This is a genomic window from Haloarcula sp. K1, assembly GCF_001647155.1.
Classification (GTDB): Archaea; Halobacteriota; Halobacteria; order Halobacteriales; family Haloarculaceae; genus Haloarcula; species Haloarcula hispanica.
In genome coordinates, this window is record NZ_LRHL01000043.1 from 135,797 (window position 1) to 155,948 (window position 20,152).

A 20,152-nucleotide genomic window follows, 5' to 3' on the forward strand; every position below is an offset into this window, starting at 1 on the left:
CACATACAACCGATTGTCCTTTATTGGAGGCGGCGAATGTGCCGGTATGGAACGTTTCGCCGCTGTCGACGACCAGTACAACCCCGACGCCGTTGAGGACGGCATCTTCGAGTACTGGGACGACGTCGACGCCTACGAGCAGACGAAGGCCCACCGGGCCGACGGCGAGGACTACTTCTTCGTTGACGGGCCGCCCTACACCTCCGGCGCGGCCCACATGGGGACGACGTGGAACAAGACCCTGAAGGACTGTTACATCCGCTACCTGCGGATGCAGGGGTACGACGTCACTGACCGGCCGGGCTATGACATGCACGGCCTCCCCATCGAGACGAAAGTCGAGGAGCGCCTCGACTTCGAGAACAAGAAAGACATCGAGCGCTTCGGCGAGGAGAACTTCATCGAGGAGTGCAAAGACTTCGCCGAGGAACAACTCGAAGGCCTCCAGACCGACTTTCAGGACTTCGGCGTCTGGATGGACTGGGACGACCCCTACAAGACGGTCAACCCCGAGTACATGGAGGCCGCCTGGTGGGGCTTCCAGCAGGCTCACGAGCGCGGCCTCGTCGAACAGGGCCAGCGCTCTATCAACCAGTGTCCGCGCTGTGAAACTGGCATCGCCAACAACGAGGTCGAGTACCACGACGTTGGCAAGCCGTCGATTTACGTCAAGTTCCCGCTGGCGGACCGCGAGGGCGAGCGGAGCGAGACCTCGGAACGAGCGAGCGGTGAAACCGCGAGCCGCGAGGGCAGTCTGGTCATCTGGACGACGACGCCCTGGACAATCGTCGCCAACACCTTCGTCGCCGTCGACGGTGACCTCGACTACGTGGGCGTCGACGCTGAGAAAGACGGTGATACCGAACGGCTCTACGTCGCCGAGGCCTGCGTCGAGGACGTGCTGAAGGCCGGCCGCTACGACGACTACGAGGTCGTCGAGGAACTCACCGGCGAGGAGATGGTCGGCTGGGCGTACGAGCACCCGCTGGCCGAGGAAGTGCCGGACCACGCCCAAGGCGAGGGCTCTGGGCAGGTGTACACCGCCGACTACGTCGAGGCCGACCGCACGGGCCTCGTCCACTCCGCGCCCGGCCACGGTGAGGAGGACTTCGAGCGCGGACAGGAACTCGACCTCGAAAGCTTCTGTCCGGTCGGGAGCGACGGCGTTTACACCGACGACGCGGGCAAGTACGCCGGGACGTTCGTCCGCGACGCCAACGACGAGGTCATCGACGACCTCGACGAGAACGGCGTCCTGCTCTCCAGTGAATCTGGCCACACCGTCCGCGAAGGGCAGTGCTGGCGCTGTGACACCGACATCGTCCGTATCGTTACCGACCAGTGGTTCATCACGGTGACCGACATCAAGGACGAACTGCTTGCGAATATCGAGGACAGCGAGTGGTACCCGCAGTGGGCCCGCGATAACCGCTTCCGGGACTTCGTTGAGGACGCGCCGGACTGGAACGTCTCGCGGCAGCGCTACTGGGGCATCCCGATCCCCATCTGGCTCCCTGAAGACTGGTCCGGTGACATGGACGACGCCATCGTCGTCGGCGACCGCGAGGAACTCGCCGAGCGGGTCGACCAGGACATCGACCCCGAAAACGTCGACCTCCACAAGGGCACGGTCGACGACCTCACCATCACCGAGGACGGCACGACCTACACCCGCGTCGGCGACGTGTTCGACGTCTGGCTCGACTCCTCCGTGGCGACGTGGGGGACCGTCGACTACCCCGAACAGACTGAGGACTTCGAGGAGCTGTGGCCCGCCGACCTCATCATGGAGGCCCACGACCAGACCCGCGGCTGGTTCTGGTCGCAACTGGGCATGAGCACCGCCGCCACCGGTGAGATTCCGTACAAGCAGGTGCTGATGCACGGCTACGCCAACATGCCCGACGGCCGCGGCATGTCCAAGTCCAAGGGCGTCCTCATCGATCCCCACGAGGTCATCGAGAAGCACGGCCGCGACCCGATGCGGCTGTTCCTGCTGTCGGTGACTGCCCAGGGCGAGGACATGAACTTCTCCTGGGAGGAGACCGCCGAGATGCAACGGCGGCTCAACATCCTCTGGAACGTCGCGCGCTTCCCGCTGCCGTACATGCGTGCGGATGATTTCAATCCGGAGGAGACCACAGTCGAGGATGTCCGCGAAGACCTCGAACTCGTCGACGAGTGGGTCCTCTCCAGGCTTCAGACCGTGACCGAGGCGATGACCGACTCGATGGACGACTTCGAGAACGACAAGGCGGTCGACGAACTGCTCGAATTCGTCGTCGAAGACGTTTCCCGGTTCTACATTCAGGTCGTCCGCGAGCGGATGTGGGAAGAAGAGGACAGCGCCTCGAAACAGGCCGCCTACGCCACCCTCTATCGCGTGCTGGAATCGGTGGCCGCGCTGTTCGCCCCGTTTACGCCCTTCGTCGCCGAGCAGGTGTACGGTGCGCTCACCGGTGATTCGGGGCACCCGACGGTCCACATGTGCGACTGGCCCGAGGTCGACGCCGACCTGCACGACCCCGCGCTCGAACGCGAGATTGAGGTCGTCCGCGAGGTCGAGGAGGCGGGCTCGAACGCCCGCCAGCAGGCCGAGCGCAAGCTCCGGTGGCCCGTCACCCGCGTCGTCGTCGACGTGGACAGCGACGACGTGGCCGACGCGGTCCGCGCGCAGGAAGCTATCATCGCCGACCGGCTCAACGCCCGCGCCGTCGAGGTTGTCGGCGCTGACGACGAGTGGGGCGAACTCCAGTACTCCGCCGAGGCCGACATGAGCGAACTCGGCCCGGCCTTCGGCGACGACGCCGGCCGCGTCATGAACGCGCTCAACGAGGCCCGCGTCGCCGAGCAGTCACTCGATACCCTCGAAGGTACAGTACGCGAGGCGCTCGGTGAGGACGTCGACCTCACCGAGGAGATGGTCGCGTTCCGCCGCGAGACGCCCGAGGGCGTCACCGGGACGGAGTTCGCTGCGCTCGATGGCGGCGGCGTCGTCTACGTCGACACGGCGCTCACCGAAGGCATCGAGAGCGAGGGGTACGCCCGCGAGGTCATCCGCCGCGTGCAAGAGATGCGAAAGGACCTCGAACTCGATATCGAGGAGCGCATCGTCGTGGACCTGGCAATCGACGACGAGCGCGTGGATTCGCTGGTCCGCGAGCACGAGGCGCTCATCAAAGAGGAGGTTCGGGCTGACGAACTCGGCGGCGTCGAGGACGGCCATCGAAAAACGTGGGACGTCGAAGGGATTGAGATGGAAATCGCGATAGCACCGGTCGCCGCGGCTGAGGCGTCGGATTAAGCGGCATGCAGTCGCGTTACAACGAGCGGGGTTTTTTTGCCCCTCGTGTTTCAGCACCGGTGTCTACAGCTCTTCGGCGACGACCGGTGCGGCGCTGACCTCGCTGACGGCGCGTTCAAGCGTGTCCGTGCCGTAGACGGCTTCGACGCCGGCGCTGTTGAGCTTCGTCAGGGCGTTGCTGGCGAGCATCGGGTGGATACAGGTGACGAACACCCGTTCGGCGTCGCGGTCGTCGAGGACGCCAACGGACTCGCTCATCGTCGACCCCGTGGCGATGATATCATCGACCAGCACCACATCACGGCCCTCGACCGGCGCGTCGCTGGGGCTGATCTCGATGTCGCCGGTGTCGTAGTCACGATCCTTCTCGAAGAAGTCCGTCTCACCCTCGCCGTACGCGTCCCGGACCGTCGTCGCGAGGGCGATTGCGCCTTCGTCGGGCGAGAGAAAGAGGGGGTTCGTCAGGTCCGCAGGCAGCGGGTCGGCGAGAACACTCGCCGCGTCGACGTTGGTGGCTGGCACGTCGAAGAAATCACAGACGGCCGGTTCGTGGGGATTTACGGTCAGTACACGGTCGGTTCCCGTCGAAATGGCGCGGGCCATCGCCCGCGAGGAGACCGGTTCGCCAGGCTTGAATGCCTCGTCCTGACGGGCGTAGCCCATGTACGGGATGACGGTGATGACCTCACTCGCGCCGCTTTCGCGGGCCGCGTCCTGCAACTGGAGCAACTGGAGGTGCGCGTCGCTGTCGACAGTGGATGCGACGACGACGGCACGCTCACCGGAGACGGCTTCGGGCACCCGGACGACGTGCTCACCGTCGGGAAACCGTTCGTACTCGACCCGTCCAAGCCGCTCGCCCGTCGCCTCGGCGAGGGTCGCCGCGAACGCCTGCGTGTCCGCCCCGGGGATAATCATGTGCGGTGGGTGGCTGTCCGGGCTAAACCTCTTTTCGATTCCCCGACATCGTGGCTGACTCTCCCTTCAGACAACTGTGCATTGTAATTGACACCCCTAGCGACAACACTCACGTAACTTGTGTGATCATGCCTATTTTCCGATACAATGATATATTTTCATAATATTATTTACAACTAGATGAGGTATTTATCTCTGCTCGATTCCAAAGTACGAACAGCGCAGTCCCTCCAAAATCATGAAGGTATTACATTTAGATGACGAACCTGATTTTGCGGATTTGACCGCCCAGTTCCTCGAACGGGAAAACGAACGGCTCGAAGTTCAAACGGCAACGAACGGTACTGACGGTCTTGCGATTCTTCGGGCGGAGAACATCGATTGTATCGTCTCGGACTATGATATGCCAGTAATGGACGGGCTGGAGTTCCTGGCTGCAGTCCGCGAACAGTCTCCTGACCTGCCGTTCATCCTTTTTACTGGCAAAGGGAGCGAAGAGATCGCGAGCGAAGCTATCACGGCCGGCGTGACGGAGTACATCCAGAAAGAGCATGGGACTGACCAGTACGCGATCCTGGCCAATCGAATCACGAACCTTGTCGAACGCTACCGTGCCGTCCGTACAATCGACCGTAGCTACAGGGCGATGAAGACTGCCAGCGAAGGGATCAGCCTCATCGACCCGGACGGGACGTTTTCGTATGTGAACCCTGCCTTTGCGGACCTATTTGGATACGAGCAGGATGAACTGGCCGGCGAGCCCTGGACAATTCTGTACCACGACGATGAAGCGGACCGGCTAGAGAACGACATCATCCCAGCGGTCAAAGAAAACGAGTACTGGTCGGGTGAAACAGTTCGACTGATGAAAGACGGCGACAGGCTCGTTACGAACCATCGCCTGGCTCACGCTGACGACGGGGTACTCGTGTGTACGGCGCGGGACATCACCCCCGAACGGACGCAGTTGGTGGGACAGAGCACTCAGTTCGACGTTCTTATCGATGCCATGGACGACCACGCCTTTTTCACCCTCGACCATGAGGGCTACGTCACTCGCTGGAACGACGGTGCTCAACAATTCACTGGCTATAACGCGGAGGAAATCATCGGAGCGCACGTTTCGACGTTCTTCGAGGAGTCTGATCTGGCGAACGGCCTTCCCGAGCAACTCCTCGATACCGCGAAAACAGACGGGACCGTCTCCCACGAAGGGTTACAGATCCGTCAGGACGGCACGCGCTGCTGGACAGACATGACGCTCTCTGCGAGCTTTGACGAGTCCGGAGCGCTCCGTGGCTACGGCATTATTTTGAAAGAGGCCGACAGACAGCAAATACCGCAGTAAGAGTGCATGGACGCCGGTCGATACTGATCTATTGCCATGAAGGCCGGATAGAACCGCGAAGTCCCGCTTAGATACTACTGATCGAATCAGGCCACAGCGACGCCAACGACGTCGGGGACGCCCAGCGAGCGCTGTCGCCAGCCGCCCTGTCCGTCGGCGGTCGCCTCGGCCGCGGTTGCGACGAGGAAGGTCCCGTTCTCGGTGATCGCGTAGGTGTCGTCGCCGTAGGTCACGTCGACGACGCGCTCGGTCGCTGGCAACGTGCAGGGCTCCCACGCGCCGGCTGTCAGTTCGTACAGGCCGTCCGCCGCGGCGGCATGGACCTGCTCACCGTCGCTTGCAACTGCCAAGTGTCGGCCCGACCGGACCTCGGTCCACTCGCCGTCGCTGTCGGTGCTCCCGCTTTCGTAGCGGTACAGCCCGCTCTCGGTCGCGGCGTAGTCACCGGCTACGTCGACCACGTCCACCAGGCCGAGTCGGTCGAGCGACGGGAGGGCGTACACGCCCTCGGCCGCGGCGAGGCGGTCGCCGTCGATGGCACGGACGTCCGCGACCTCGCCGATATCTCGCCACTCCCCGCTGTACCGAGCGACGCGGCCGTCGCCGGCTGCGAGCAGTCCGTCGCCGTCGTAGCCGACGGCGGTGGCTGGCCCGAACCCAGTCGGAACGAAGCCGTCGTCGGTCAACACGAGCACGTCCTCGTCGGTGGCGACCGCGACTTCGCCGCTTGCGCCGGCCACATCACGGGCATTGCACCGTTCGCTCAGGCTGAACCGCCCGATCTGGCCGCCGGCCGTCTCGACGCGGGTGACGCCCAGTCCCGACGCGACGTACGCGTGGGTCTCCGGACGTTTCGCCCCGTACATTCGCTTCTCGGACAGTGCGATGTCGTCGTCGCTCACCTCATATCGCCTCTTTGTATGCTTCGAGCGCATTCTCTATGTCTTCACCTGTGTGGGCATCACAGATGAACTGTGACTCGAACTGGTTCGCCGTGAGGAACACGCCCTGGTCTTTCATCGCAGGCCAGAACAGGCGCTCCCACCGCTCGGTCTCGGCCTGTGTCACGTCGTGGCCGGTCTTCGGACAGTAGTCGAAGCGTGGACAGGACTCCCGCTGCCGGCAGCCAGCCTCGCAATGTCCGTCGAAGGAATCAGGCCCGTCGCGGGTGAAGATGACCTTGAACATCGAGTCCCGGCCGACGACGGTGTACTCGGGGGCCTGGTCTTCGAGGATGTCCTGCAGTCCCGCTCGGAGCCGGTCGCCGAGCTCGTTGACGTGGTCGTATACGTCGTGTTCAGCCGCATACCGTAACGTCTCCAGACCGGCCGCCATCGTCACGGGGTGGCCAGAGAACGTTCCGGACTGGAACACATCGCCGGCAGGGGTGAACTGCTCGATGATCTCGCTTTTGCCACCGATTGCCCCGACCGGGAAGCCGCCGCCGACAATCTTCCCGAACGTGGTGATGTCGGGGTCGATGTCGAACGCGCCCTGGGCACACTGGAGGCCGCCGACGCGGAAGCCGGTGATGACCTCGTCGAAAATAAGCAGGGAGCCGTGGTCGTCACACAGTTCCCGGAGCGTGTCGTGGTAGCCCTCGACCGGGTGGACGATGCCGTAGTTCCCGAGGATGGGTTCGGTGAGCACCGCGGCGATGTCGTCGCCGTGTTCCTCGAACACCTCGTGGGCGGCTTCCTCGTCGTTGAACGGCACGGTCAGGGTGTGCTCAGCGAAGCTCTCGGGGATGCCGGGGCTGGACGGGGCCGTGTGGTCGCCCTCGCCCTCGACCAGCGTGGACTCCTGTGCCCCGTGGTAGCCACTCTGCATCACGACGATTTTGTCCCGCCCCGTGTAGCCACGAGCCAGTCGGACCGCCGAGACCGTCGCCTCGGTCCCGCTGTTGACGAACCGCAGCATCTCGACACTGGGGACGTGCCGGGTGACGAACTCGGCCAGTTCGACCTCGACTTCGGTCGGCGCGCCGTACATCGGCCCCTCAGCGGCGTGTCGCTGGATGGCTGATTGGACCTGCTCGGGCAGGCTGTGGCCCAGCAGCAGCGGACCGTAGCCCATGACGAAATCGATGTATCGGTTCCCGTCGGCGTCGATGACGTGCCCGCCGTCCCCTTTCTCGACGAAGAACGGGTAGGGCTGCGTGGCTCGCACGGAGGAGTTGACGCCGCCCGACAGCACCGACAGGGCGCGGTCGTACAGCGCTCGCGACTGCTCGTGGTTCATACGCTGCCGTTTGACCGCTGTCAGAAAGAAACTGTTGTTAGCTCGCGGTCCCACCGACCTAGTGGACGGATGTCATGCGTTCACCGGTAAAATAAATATTTCGTAAAGAGTCACTGTTATACGGTGCGTATTCATCTATGTAATTACGATAATGGCATCCGAACGTACTTCGATATCATGCCAAATTGGACAAATGGGCGTCTTGACGGCGCGTGGGCGGCTGTGAGCGACTGGGTACCGACGACGTGTATGCGGTGTGCCGTTGGCTGTGGCCACATGCACCAGGGCGCTGACGAAGGGTACGGTATCGACGCTGTTCGTGGCGACGCCGCCCATCCGGTCAGTCAGGGACTCGCCTGTGCGCGTGGCCTCCGGGAGAGCAAGGCCCCCGACGGCGAGTGGCTCACCCGACCGATGGTCCGCAGCGACGGCGAACTCCGTCAGACCCAGTGGGACGTGGCGCTGGCCCGCGCGGTCGAGGGGCTTCAGGCCGTCCACCAGCGGGACCCCGATTCGGTCGCCGTCCTCGGAAGCGGTCAGCAGACCAACGAGGCCGCCTACGCGCTGGGGAAAGTCGCCCGCGGCGGCTTCGGGACGCGCAACTACGACGCCAACACGACGCTGTGTATGGCCAGCGCCGTCACCGCCTACTACCAGGCCTTCGGCAGCGACGCGCCGCCGTGTACCTACGCCGACATCAGCGACGCCGACCGACACGTCGTCTGGGGGGCGAACCCGGCGGTCGCCCACCCCGTGATGTTCCGCTGGATTCAGCAGTCTGCTGACGAGGATGGCGTCGAAATCATCGTCGTCGACCCCGTCCGCTCCGAGACCGCAGAGAACTCCGAGCACCACGTCGCGCCCGACCCGGGGAAGGACCTCGCGCTGGCCCGGGCCGTCCTCGCCCGCATCGTCGAAACGGGGCGGGTCGACCGCGAGTTCGTCGACGCAGCAACCGAGGGATTCGACGACCTGCTCGCGACCCTGCCCGACGCCGCCGACGCGGCAGCCGAGGCCGGTGTCGAGATGGCCCAGGTGGACCTGCTGGCCGACGCGATGGACCAGCAAGCGCTGGTCTACTGGGGCATGGGCATCAACCAGCACGTCCAGGGGACCGAGACCGCCCGGGCGCTCATCGACCTGACGCTGGCGACGGGGAACCTCCGGCCCGGCGGCGGCCCGTTCTCGCTGACCGGCCAGGCCAACTCGATGGGGACCCGCATCTGCTCCTCGAAGGGGTCCTGGCCCGGCCAGCGGGCCTTCGAGGACCCGGACCATCGCCGTCTCGTCGCCGATCACTGGGACGTGCCGGTCGACCGCCTCCCCGACGACACCGGCCCCGGCCCTGTCGGGATGCTCGAAGGCGAGCCAGACGCCGTCTGGGCCGTCGCCACCAATCCCGTTGCCGGGATGCCCGAGGCCGACTCTGTGCGCGAGACGCTCGAAGACGCCTTCGTCGTCGTGCAGGACGCCTTCCACACCGAAACGACGGAAATCGCCGACGTGGTCCTGCCCGCCGCGACGTGGGGCGAGAGCGACGGGACGACGACGAACATGGAGCGGACCATCTCCCGGGTCCGGTCGGCGACTGACCTGCCAAGCGGCGTCAGGCCGGATCTGGACATCATCGCCACCATCGGCTCGCGGCTGTTCCCCGGCCTGTTCGAGAGCACGTCGCCGGACCCCTCGGACGTCTTCGACGAGTTCACCGCCCTCACCGAGGGGACAGTCGCCGACTGCTCGGGCATCACCTACGAACGCCTCGACGACAGCCACGCCGTCAGGTGGCCCGCGCCCGACGGGGTGAGTTCGGGCGGCTACCGCTACTACGACGACGAGTCGTGGTCGTTCCCCACCGCCTCCGGCCGCGCACAGTTCTCGACGGGCCGCCAGGAGTCGCTCCCGGAGCCGACCGACGACGACTACCCGCTGACGCTGACCACGGCCCGCGAGGCCGACGGGTATAACACCGGCGTCCGGTCCCGCGGGGGTGAGGCCGGTCCGCTGGTGGCCCGCATCCACCCCGAGACCGTCGAGGAACACAGCGGCCTCGTTACCGACGACCGGCTGACCGTCGAGACCCGCCGTGGCTCCGCGACGGTCGCCATCGACCGCGACGAGGGCGTCCCCGAGGGGATGGTGTGGCTCCCCATTCACCACCCGGCAACGAACCGGCTGACGCTTTCGGACCGCGACCCCCAGTCCGACGAACCGAACTTCAAGCAGTGTGCCGCCCGCCTCGTCGCCGCCGAGGCTGAACTCCCGCCCGCCACGGCCGACTGAGCCGATATCGGGCGCGGCCCCGACGGTTCGTCGACACGCGCTTCTCCATCGCCGTCCGAAGTAATCTAAATATGTCCAATTATTCCCCCGTCCGCTGGGCGTTCAATGTCCTTAAACAGGGGATATCCGATGATATATTTGCGGTCTATCCACTCAGGCTGGGTAGAATAGCCGTTCTGTAAACGGTTACTGTTATTAAATGGTGGGACTTTCGGACTTCATGTACTGATGTGGGCACACATCCAAAATAAAGGCGGATTGGTGAACAAAGTCTCGTTATCGACCGTGAACAATACCGCGTCCGTAACCGAGGTGTCGGCATGGGACTGATCAAGATGACGAAGTACCGGACGCTGTTGCTGGCGACTATCGGGTTCAATTTCTCGTTTCTCATCTGGTTCTCCTTTGCGCCGTTTACCGGCCCGATGGCAGAGGAGTTCGGGCTCTCGACCGCGGAAATCGGTATTCTCGCCAGTTCGGCCATCTGGATGGCACCGTTCGGCCGGATGCTCACCGGCTGGCTCTCGGATAAGTTCGGTGCGCCGGCCATCTTCGCCATCGTACTGGCCTACGTCGGCGTGTTCTCGATAGGGAGCGCCTTCGCACAGGACTACTCCGTGTTCTTCGTGTTGCGACTCATCGTGGCGACGGCCGGCATCACGTTCGTCATCGGCATCCAGCACGTCGCCGAGTGGTTCGAAGAGGAGAACCTCGGCCTGGCGGAGGGCATCTACGCCGGCGTCGGGAACGCCGGTGCCGCCGGCGGGGCGCTCATCCTGCCCCGTGTGTTCGGGTCCGGCTGGAACGGGCCGCTGTTCTCGACGAACTGGCGGGCCGCCTTCTTCTACACCGGCATCGTCTCCATCCTCCTCGCAATCGCCTACTACACGCTGGGCGAGGCCGCGAAAAGCGAGGCGAAACGCCAGGCGACCAAGGAGGACACCAACTTCAAGGGCTGGCTACACACGGCCACGCGCTACGGCACCGTCGTCCTCGCCGCCGCGTACATCATGTCCTTCGGCCTCGAACTGTCGATGAACGGGTGGCTCGCCACCTACTACCGCGAAGCGTTCAACCAGGACAACCTCGTCATCGCGAGCACCTTCGCGGCGACGTTCTCAATTGCCGCCGGCCTGCTCCGGCCCTTTGGCGGCTACGGCAGCGACCTGCTGGCCCGCAAGGAGAAGAACCTCCTGCCGTTCTTCAAGGGCCAGTACCGCGAACAGTGGACGTTCCTCGGGCTCTGTTTCATCGTGGTGATGATGTTCGCCATGACGCTGGCCGGACTCTCCGGGGTCCTGATGAACGCCGTCGTCATCGGCTTCCTCGTGGGCACGGGCTGTGCCTGGGCCGAGGGCGCTATCTTCGCGCAGGTGCCCGCGATGTTCCCGAACGACTCGGGTTCGGTCGCGGGCGTCGTCGGCGGCGTCGGCACCGTCGGCGGCATCGTCTACCCGCTGTTTTACTCCGCGCCGTGGCTGGCGAACCTCCACCTGGGGTACTCCGTGGCCGCCGTTACCATGATTCCGATTGTGTTGCTGTCTGCATGGGTGTTCCAGCCGGAAATCGCGAAAGTCGCTAACACGGCTGGGTTCGTCGGAAGCACGCAGGAAGGCACCACCGTCGCCTCCGGCGACGACTGACGCTCATCGCTCTCGAACGAGCCGTTCTTTCTCTTTTCCGCACGCGTGACGCACTGAACAGGCCGGTGTGTCGCGTCCCTCGTCGGTTCGGCTCGCGCGCGACTGACACCTCAGTTCTACGGGGTCGCGCTCCGGTCGGGCGAATCACGCCCGCGGAGCGTCCCCGACGCACAGTCCCGAACTCGACCGGACAACCGATTGCCGTCCTGCGGTTTCATCTCTGTCGACGGGGCAGTGTATAACCTCTTTAAACACCTCTCAGACGGTATAATTCTGGACGGCCATTTTCTAACGCTCTATTATTCTTTATTTCTTTAACGAATAGCGTTATAAGGAATCAACCTCAGTACTTAGACGTGAATTAGCGGACATTCAGATAGATATGAGAGATGAAAAACTACATCCATTAAGAACGGGGGCGCGCGAAGATGGCACATAAAAAGGAGGAGTACAAGGCGGAGCTGTACGGCGACGAGGTACGGGAGAAGTTAGAGGAGTTCGCCGAGAAGGGCTGGGAGTCGATTCCCGAGGACGAACGGGAGAAGTGGTTCTCGCGGTTCAAGTTCTGGGGGGTGTTCCACCACCGCGGCGGCCAGGAGTCGTATTTCATGATGCGGCTGACCAACTGCGGCGGCGTCCTGGAGCCCGACCAGCTTCGGGCCATCGGCGAGGTCGCTCGGGACTACGCGAAGGGACCGGCCGAGAACCCCGAGTTCGGGAACGGCTGGATCGACCTCACGACGCGACAGTCCATCCAGTTGCACTGGCTCAAGCTCGAAGACATCCCGGAGATCTGGGAGAAACTCGAAGCCGTCGGCGTCTCCTCGCGCTCGGCGGGCGGGGACACGATGCGGAACATCTCCGGCTGCCCGGTCGCCGGCAAGGCCGAGGAGTACGTCGAGTCCCGCCCGATTCTGGACGAGATTCAGGAGACCATCCGCGACGATAACGACTTGGCCAACATGCCCCGGAAGTTCAATATCTCGGTGACGGGGTGCAAGCAGGGGTGTGCCCAGGACAGCATCAACGACATCGGGCTGGAGCCGGCGCACAAAATCATTGCTGGCGAGGAAGTCGAGGGGTTCAACGTCCGCGTCGGCGGCGGCCTCGGCGGCCGCGAACCGCGCGAAGCCCGTCCGCTCGACCTGTTCATTCGGCCCGAACACGCCGTCGAGACCGTGCGGGCCTTCGTCGAGTACTACCACGAAGCGGGCAACCGCCAGAACCGCTCGAAGAACCGCGCTCGGTTTTTCGTCGACGAACACGGTACCGACGCCATCCGGGAGGAACTCGACGAACGGCTTGATTTCGAGTTCGAAACCGCCGGGACCGACTTCCGCGGGGAGTACACGTACAACGCCGGCAAGCACACGGAGTACGGTGCCCACGACCACGTCGGCGTCTACGACCAGAAAGACGACAAGAACTACGTCGGCCTCTCGGTGCCGGTCGGCCGACTCTCCGCCGAGGACGCCATCGAACTCGCGGATCTCGCCGACGCCTACGGCTCCGGCGAGGTGCGACTGACCCGCCGGCAGAACCCGCTCATCATGGACGTCCCCGACGGGAATCTCTCGAACCTCCTCAACGAGCCGCTGCTGGAGAAACACTCGCCCGAGCCGAACCCGTTCGTTCAGGGCGCGATGGCCTGTACCGGGACGGAGTTCTGCTCGCTCGCGCTCACGGAGACGAAGGCGCGGATGGCCCGCTTGCTCCGCTGGCTCGGTGACAACGTCGACGTGCCCGACGACGTGGACCGCATCAAGATGCACTTCTCGGGCTGTACGGCCGACTGCGGCCAGGCGATGACGGCCGACATCGGCTTACAGGGGATGCGCGCCCGCAAGGACGGCCAGATGGTCGAAGCCGTCGACGTGGGCGTCGGCGGCGGCATCGGCGAGGAGCCGACGTTCATCGAGTGGGTCCGCCAGCGCGTCCCTGCTGACGAGGTGCCGGGCATGATCGCCAACATTGTCGAAGCCTACGCCGCGCTTCGCTCGGAGGGTCAGACCTTCCGCGAGTGGGTCGACGCCACCGGTCACGAGACCATCGTCGAACTGGCCGAACCCCACGAGGTCCAGGGGTACACCGACCCGTGTCTAGCCGACGGCAAGCAGTCGTGGTATCCATTCGACGACGGCGAAAGCCCGGCCCCGACCGACGCCGAGGGCCAGCCGATTTCGGCGGACGACTGACCATGGCTGAGACAGACTGCCTGACCGACCACGACGGAGACGATCCGCCGGAATCCGCGGTCAAGGGGGTGGCATACGACGCGGCACCGGAGCTACTGGAGTAACGCGGCCCCGGCTCCGAACAGCCGGATACGCCGACGTGACGTGTCCGTCACAGCGCGTCCGTCTGCCTCTGACAGCTGGGGACTGCTCGTGTCCACGTCCCCGTTCGGTTCTCCGTTTGCCGTATTTTTCCGTTGCGCAGTAGTCGCTGCGCTCTGGCTCTAGTCCCCGTAGTCTCCGAGTTCGCACTCGGCGGCCGGGCCGCCGTCACAGTCGTATCCGACCGCCTTCGTGACGCTGAGCAGGTCGTAGAACCGGCCAAGGGACTGCTCGGACTCGGAGAGCCCTTCGACCACCGGCACGCCACGCTGGGCCTGATGGTCACAGCGCCGCATTGTCTGGCTGCCAAGCCCGACCGAGTACTCGTGGTCTTCCAGTTCCCGGATAACCGCCGGCGGGTAGAAGGTGCCGGCCCGCTCGACGGCCGCGGCGTACTGGAGCGTCTGTGCGTAAGCCAGATGGGCCACGCCGGAGGGCCGCTGTGCGTTCCCGTACTCGGCGGTGAAGGCGTTCTTGAACTCGTTCGAGAGGTCAGACGAGACGCTGGTGTCCCACGCGACCGTCCCGACGACGCCGTCGAGCGCCTTCGAGGCGTTCTGTGCCACGATGCGGTTGTACAGCGGCACCACAATCCCCACCTCGTCCGGGAGAATCTCCTGGGCTTTTGTCAGCGAGTTCGCGGCGTCGAGTCCGTAGTGGTCGAGGAAGACGACCTCCGCGCCGGCGTCCCGGGCCTGCTTGAGCGGCTCCTCGTAGTCCGTCGTCCCGAGACGCGTCGGAATACTTGTGAGTTCGACCCAGCCGCTCGACGTGAAGAAGTCACGGATGGACGACTCCATGGTCTTGCCCCAGTTGTAGTCCGCGTAGATCTGGACGTACTGAGCCTCCCGGCCGAACCGTTCCTTGAGTACCGGAAGCAGCGCCTGTGCTGTCATATACGCGTTGAACATCTCCCGGAAGCTGTAGCGGACACAGTCCCGTCCCGTCGTGTCGTTCGAGTGGGTCAGACAGCACATGTACGGGACCTTCTGGGCCTGTGCGACGTCCTGCTGGGCGATGGCGACGGAACTGGACGAGCCGCCGGAGAACATGATGACGTCGTCTTGCTCGATCATCTCCTCGGCGTTGGCCGTTGCGACATCCGGTTTCGTCTCCGTGTCCGCGGTGACGTACTCGACGGTCTTCCCGAGCACGCCGTCGCCGCTGAGCACGTCAAAGGAGCGTTGTCCGACCCAGCCACCGCCCTCGTTGAGATGCGTGACCGCGAGCTCATACCCCCGGAGTTCGTCGCGCCCTTCGGCGGCGTAGGTCCCCGACTGTGGGACGTTGAAGCCGAGCGTGACCGTTTCTCCTTCGACCGGATAGTTCCCGAGCGGTGGATGCTCCGGTGTGCTTTCGATTGTCGAACCCCCGCCCTGACATCCCGCCAGCCCGGCGAGCCCTGCGGTACCGACCCCACCGGCGATCTGTAGTACGGACCGCCTGTCAACTGCTCCCCCTCTTTCCGATCCCATACCAGCTGTTTTGATGGTAAATATATATAATACTTTTTTCAATAGGAATAAGTGAACAATTAGCATAGAGGGCGCTGGTATCTGGTAGTGACGGCCTTCAGACTGTCTTCTCGGTGATTACATCCACCCTGGCCGCGCGAGGAAAAGGGGGAGAAGAGATAGGGGACCGATGTTAGTCGAGAATGTCGCTGGCTTCGGTGTCTACTGCGACGTCGGTATCGAGGTCGATATCCTGGATGAGCGCGACGAGGTCCTCCAGTTCGGGGAACGTGTACACGGTCATCCCGAGGTCGCCGTCGTCGACGGTGATACGCGAGTCGACGACGAACACCAGGTCGGAGTCCGGCCAGCCGCCCATCTCGTCGACGATGCCGTCGGCCGGCCCGAACACGAAGTTCGGTGTCCCCATGTCGATGGTCGTCTCCAGCACGTTGGCCCACCCGTCGATGAACGCGGAGGTCATGATGTTGCCGATCTCCTGCATCGCCGACCGTTCCATGTCGGAGAACCCCTCGCCCTCGCTTGGCTCACCCATTCCACCCATCATCGCGCTGGCCATCTGCTTGCTGTCGTCTGGTTCGAGCAGAAACAGGACGTAGCCGTAGGGCGGTTCGTTCAGTTCGACGTAGATGCCGACGCCCTTGTCGTCGCCGATGTGTGTTTTGACGTCCGCAATGTCGAGAAAATTGATCTGTGAGGTCCGAACTGTCGCGTCGAGCCCGGTCAGCTGCCCGAGGTTCTCCGCGACTGTCCCAGACCCCTCCTTTGCCATCTGATTGAAAAGGTCCAGCTTCCGCACGTCCACTTTCAAGCCCATATCTTCTGGAGCGGCGCGAGCGGCTTAACGCCACCGCCCCTCAACTGTCGGCCGTCTCGGGTTCGTACGGCCCCAGGTCAGTACACTCGCTTGCGGGATACTCCTCGCAGCCGTACGCGACGTCAGTCGAAAGCTGAATGACGTCGAGTACCTCGGGGCCCTGACTGGATCCTTCGACGACGGGAACAGGTCCCACCGACTGGTGATCGCATGCCCGTAACGTCGCCTCGCCGCGTCCGGCCTGGTACGTGGTGCCTTCGAGTTCACGGATGACGGCCGGCGGTTCGAACGTCCCGGCCCGCTCGACGGCCGCGGCGTACTGGAGCGTCTGCGCGTAGGCCAGTCGAGCCTGGTCTGACGGGACCCGGACCTGATCGTCGGCGTACGCCGCATCGAACGCCTCCGTGAACGCCGTCGAGAGCGGTGTCTCGATGCTGTAATCCCACGAAATAGTGCCGACGATACCGGCCATGTCGGCGCCGACATCGCGGGCCAGTTGCCGACTCACGATCGGCATGACGATGTCCATCTCTTCCGGGACTATATCCGTCGCCTGGTTCAGCGCGGTGACTGCGTCGCGCCCGCGGTAGGACAACACGATGGCGTCGACGTCAGTGTCCACGGCCTCCTGCAACTGCGGCCTGAAGTTCTCCGTTCCGACCCGCGTCTTCGTCGCGCCCATCTCGCTCCAGTTCTCCGACTGGAACCGGCGCTTGAACTGCTCGGACTGCGTGAAACCGAAATCCGAGCTGGCGTGCAACTGGTAGAACTCCGTTCGCCCGTCGAACCGCTCGGTCAACACCGGAGCCAGCGCGTTGGCGGCCATCCGACCGTTGTGCATCTCCTGAAACCCGTACCGCGAGCAGCCGATCCCCGTAACGTTCGTCCCCGGCGCGAACCCGAGCATGTGGACCACGCCGCGGGTCGGACAGTACTTGAGCAACTCCCGGGCTGTGTTCGTCGACCCGCCGCCGGCGACCATCACGGCACCGTCCTGCTCGACCAGCGTCTCTGCCACGTCACGGGCCGTTTTCGAACTGGACTCCGTGTCAGCTATGACGCTCTCGACCGTCCGGCCGAGAATGCCGTCCTCGGACAGCGCCTGCCACGCGTCGGTGTCGACCCAGCCGCCGCCCTCGTTGAGGTGGTCGATGGCCAGTTCGAACCCGCGCTGCTGGCCGGTCCCAAGCGGCGAGAACGACCCCGACTGCGGGACTGTGAAGCCAAGCGTCACCTGGTCGTCGTCGACCGGCTGGTTCGCGTACGCTGTGGCACTGCTTGTCGGCGTCGTGGCGCGACTGCCCCCGCCACAGCCAGCAAGTCCGGCGAGCGAACTCGCTCCGACGGCTCCGAGTAGCTCCCGTCGCGTCACCGTTGACCCCCGAGCATCCCAATCCATGATGAAAAATATATTACTACTGCTGTAATTAAACCTTCCTTCATCGCTCAATAGGTCTCCAAACCGATACGGGACGCTACTCACTGCTGTGGTTGCCAGTCGGAAAACAGGCGTCGTCCTCAGGCGTCAGTTCCGTCGACCGGGAACTGCTCGTGTTCGCACACCGTATTCAGTACGACTGACGTCGAGGCAGATCGGATATCCTCGTCGGTCAGCAGCGTCTTTATCCGCTCGTTCATCGACTGCGTGTCGGTGAACTTCCCGACGGCCACGATGTCGTGGTCGCCGGTCACTTCGTAGACCGCGATCATCTCGCGTCGATCCCGTAACTGGTCCACCACCCGTCCGAGCCCGTCGCCCTCGACGGAGAGCTGGAACACGGCGGTCACGTCGTAGCCCAGCGCCCCGTAATCGATGTCGACGGTGTATTCGTCGATCACACCGGTCGCCTCCAGGTCGTCCATCCGGCGAGACACCGTGGTCGCCGCGATACCGGTCGCGGCGGCGACGTCACGGGCGCTCGCCCGGCCGTCCTGAAGCAGTGCGTTCACTACCTGTCTGTCGGTATCATCGACCATTTCGTCCGCTCAGACTGCCTCTGGGCCTTCTTTACCGGTTCGGACCTGGTAGGCGTTGTCCACGGGGAGGACGAATATCTTGCCGTCACCTTTCTCGCCGGTGTGGGCACCGTCGGCGATGGCGTCGACGACATCCTCCGCGGGGATGTCCGCGACCACCGTCTCGACTTTGACCTTCTGGTGCAGGTCGACGACGTACTCCTCGCCGCGCCACTGCCCCTTCTTTGCGGGCTGTGAGCCGCGACCGGAGACGTTCGTCACTGTCAGCGAGGGCGCGCCGACCTCGGCGAGCGCCTTCTTCACGTCGCCGAGTTTGTCCGGTCGAACCATTGCGACTACCATCTTGATTTCAGAGTCGTCGGTTTCGTCAGTCATCTTGGGAACCTCCGTCAGTACGCATGCTCGGGCTCACTTTACCACCATCGGCGACGACGCTCTCGCCACCACCGAACTCGGGGTAGGTCTCGACGCCGTGTTCGCTGACGTCCAGCCCTTCCTGCTCGTGTTCGGGCGTGACCCGCGCCTGGCCGGCCGCCTTGAGGGCGTACCAGACGACCCCGGTTGCGACAATCGTCCAGCCCGCGATGGCGGCGACGCCGATCAGCTGTGCGATAAAGGCGTTAACGACCGACCCGACCGTGCCGGACGTGGCGACGAACGGGAACAGCAGCGTGCCGAGCACGCCGGCGCTCCCGTGGACCGGGAAGACGGCACAGACGTCGTCGATTTTCATCCGGTTCTCGATGAAGCTGAACACGACCGGCAGCTGTCCGCCCGCGAGGCCGCCGACGACGATTGCGCCCCACCACGTCGTGGTGTCGGGGATCGCCGTGATGCCGACCAGCCCGGCGAGCAGCCCGTTTGCCACGTACAGGGTGTCGACCTTCCCGGTCTTCAGCCACGCGACCAGTCCGGCACCCATCGCACCGCAGGCCATCGCGATGGTCGTCGTCATCGCGACGCGGCCGACCGTCGCGAACGCGCCGAGGGCGAGCGATCCGTCCTCAACGACGAAGACGGTCGCCGCCGTCCCGACGTTGAAGCCGTACCAGCCGAACGCGAGGATGAGCGTTCCCAGAACGGCGAACGTCAGGGAGTGGCCCGGAATGACGTTCGCGGAGCCGTCCTCGTTGTACCGGCCCATGCGTGGGCCGAGGACGTACGCCGCCGTGAGGCCCGCGATGCCGCCCATGCCGTGGACGATCATCCCGCCGGCGAAGTCGTGGAACGCCTCGCCGCCGAAGCTGATGTACGCGCCGGCCCACGTGATCCCGGTGACGACTGGGTAGATGACCGCCGCCAGCAGGAACGTGTACGTGATGTACGCACGGAGCTTGGCCCGTCCAGCGACCGCGCCGGAGACGATGGTCGCCGCCGTCATCGCGAAGACGGCACCGAACAGCCAGCCGACGTAGTCATTTGCGGCCCCTGCGCCGAAGGCGGGCGAGAAGCCGCTCCCGCCCACGAGGGACTCGATCCCAGCCCCGATCAGGAAGAACACCGTCACGCCGACCGACCAGGTCAGGAGGTTCTTCGTTAGCTGGTTCGCGACGTTCTTCGAGCGCACCTGGCCCGCCTCCAGCATGGCGAAGCCCGCGTGCATGAAGAAAATCAGGAACGATACCACCAGTACCCACAGCAGGTTAACCCCCTCTGCGAGTACGCTCGGATCTACCTGTAGTGCAGTGTAGCTCATTTCTAGCTCACCTGTTTCGTTTTCGTATCGGCAGGCGTCTGGATGTCCAACTTTGCCCCACTTTGCCTCAACTTCTTCAACTCTTTCACGAGAAAGGCTCTGGTAACAACACTA

Annotated in this window: 14 protein-coding genes; 5 read left to right on the forward strand and 9 right to left on the reverse strand. The window is 64.0% G+C overall.

All coding sequences use genetic code 11. From position 1 onward, the window contains the following. The first annotated feature begins 46 nt into the window (after positions 1–46). Positions 47–3,304 (forward strand): isoleucine--tRNA ligase, encoded by a 3,258-nt coding sequence (gene ileS / locus AV929_RS14160; RefSeq protein WP_064288569.1) that lies wholly within the window; start codon positions 47–49, stop codon positions 3,302–3,304. A gap of 63 nt (positions 3,305–3,367) precedes the next feature. Here the strand turns inward: ileS and AV929_RS14165 are convergent, their stop codons facing one another. Beyond that, on the reverse strand, positions 3,368–4,222 hold the full coding sequence (locus tag AV929_RS14165; protein WP_014041655.1) for a ribose-phosphate diphosphokinase: 855 nt from the start codon (positions 4,220–4,222) through the stop codon (positions 3,368–3,370). Between the two features lie 238 nt (positions 4,223–4,460). Here AV929_RS14165 and AV929_RS14170 point away from each other — a divergent pair, with 238 nt between their 5' ends. Further along, the gene (locus AV929_RS14170; RefSeq protein ID WP_014041654.1) at positions 4,461–5,570 is read left to right on the forward strand and encodes a PAS domain S-box protein; all 1,110 of its coding nucleotides are present in this window, start codon (positions 4,461–4,463) and stop codon (positions 5,568–5,570) included. An 86-nt stretch (positions 5,571–5,656) separates the two neighbouring features. Here the strand turns inward: AV929_RS14170 and AV929_RS14175 are convergent, their stop codons facing one another. Both AV929_RS14175 and AV929_RS14180 read right to left on the reverse strand, forming a co-directional pair. Further along, on the reverse strand, positions 5,657–6,472 hold the full coding sequence (locus AV929_RS14175) for a hypothetical protein (RefSeq protein WP_014041653.1): 816 nt from the start codon (positions 6,470–6,472) through the stop codon (positions 5,657–5,659). 1 nt (position 6,473) lies between these two features. After that, positions 6,474–7,811, reverse strand: coding sequence for a glutamate-1-semialdehyde 2,1-aminomutase (locus AV929_RS14180; RefSeq protein ID WP_064288570.1), 1,338 nt, complete (start codon positions 7,809–7,811; stop codon positions 6,474–6,476). A gap of 177 nt (positions 7,812–7,988) precedes the next feature. Here AV929_RS14180 and nasA point away from each other — a divergent pair, with 177 nt between their 5' ends. The 3 genes from nasA to AV929_RS14195 all read left to right on the forward strand — a co-directional run bounded on the left by nasA (position 7,989) and on the right by AV929_RS14195 (position 13,932). Beyond that, a complete protein-coding gene (nasA, locus tag AV929_RS14185) occupies positions 7,989–10,094 on the forward strand; it encodes an assimilatory nitrate reductase NasA (RefSeq protein ID WP_080510089.1) in 2,106 nt (701 codons plus the stop codon). 320 nt (positions 10,095–10,414) lie between these two features. Further along, the gene (locus AV929_RS14190; protein WP_014041650.1) at positions 10,415–11,737 is read left to right on the forward strand and encodes an MFS transporter; all 1,323 of its coding nucleotides are present in this window, start codon (positions 10,415–10,417) and stop codon (positions 11,735–11,737) included. 428 nt (positions 11,738–12,165) lie between these two features. Beyond that, positions 12,166–13,932, forward strand: a complete 1,767-nt coding sequence (locus AV929_RS14195) for a nitrite/sulfite reductase (protein WP_064288571.1) — start codon at positions 12,166–12,168, stop codon at positions 13,930–13,932. 263 nt (positions 13,933–14,195) lie between these two features. Here AV929_RS14195 and AV929_RS14200 read toward each other — a convergent pair whose 3' ends face one another. The 6 genes from AV929_RS14200 to AV929_RS14225 all read right to left on the reverse strand — a co-directional run bounded on the left by AV929_RS14200 (position 14,196) and on the right by AV929_RS14225 (position 20,038). Next, positions 14,196–15,548, reverse strand: coding sequence for a substrate-binding protein (locus AV929_RS14200; protein ID WP_064288572.1), 1,353 nt, complete (start codon positions 15,546–15,548; stop codon positions 14,196–14,198). A gap of 172 nt (positions 15,549–15,720) precedes the next feature. After that, the gene (locus AV929_RS14205) at positions 15,721–16,365 is read right to left on the reverse strand and encodes a chemotaxis protein CheC (RefSeq protein ID WP_014041647.1); all 645 of its coding nucleotides are present in this window, start codon (positions 16,363–16,365) and stop codon (positions 15,721–15,723) included. Positions 16,366–16,405: 40 nt separating this feature from the next. After that, positions 16,406–17,764, reverse strand: a complete 1,359-nt coding sequence (locus tag AV929_RS14210; RefSeq protein ID WP_064288573.1) for a substrate-binding protein — start codon at positions 17,762–17,764, stop codon at positions 16,406–16,408. 119 nt (positions 17,765–17,883) lie between these two features. Further along, complete coding sequence (gene lrp, locus AV929_RS14215) at positions 17,884–18,342, reverse strand: HTH-type transcriptional regulator Lrp (RefSeq protein WP_014041645.1); 459 nt, start codon at positions 18,340–18,342, stop codon at positions 17,884–17,886. A 9-nt stretch (positions 18,343–18,351) separates the two neighbouring features. Beyond that, the gene (locus AV929_RS14220) at positions 18,352–18,717 is read right to left on the reverse strand and encodes a P-II family nitrogen regulator (protein ID WP_004517663.1); all 366 of its coding nucleotides are present in this window, start codon (positions 18,715–18,717) and stop codon (positions 18,352–18,354) included. After that, positions 18,710–20,038, reverse strand: coding sequence for an ammonium transporter (locus AV929_RS14225; RefSeq protein ID WP_064288574.1), 1,329 nt, complete (start codon positions 20,036–20,038; stop codon positions 18,710–18,712). The genes AV929_RS14220 and AV929_RS14225 overlap by 8 nt, the downstream gene beginning before the upstream one ends. Between the last annotated feature and the right edge of the window lie 114 nt (positions 20,039–20,152).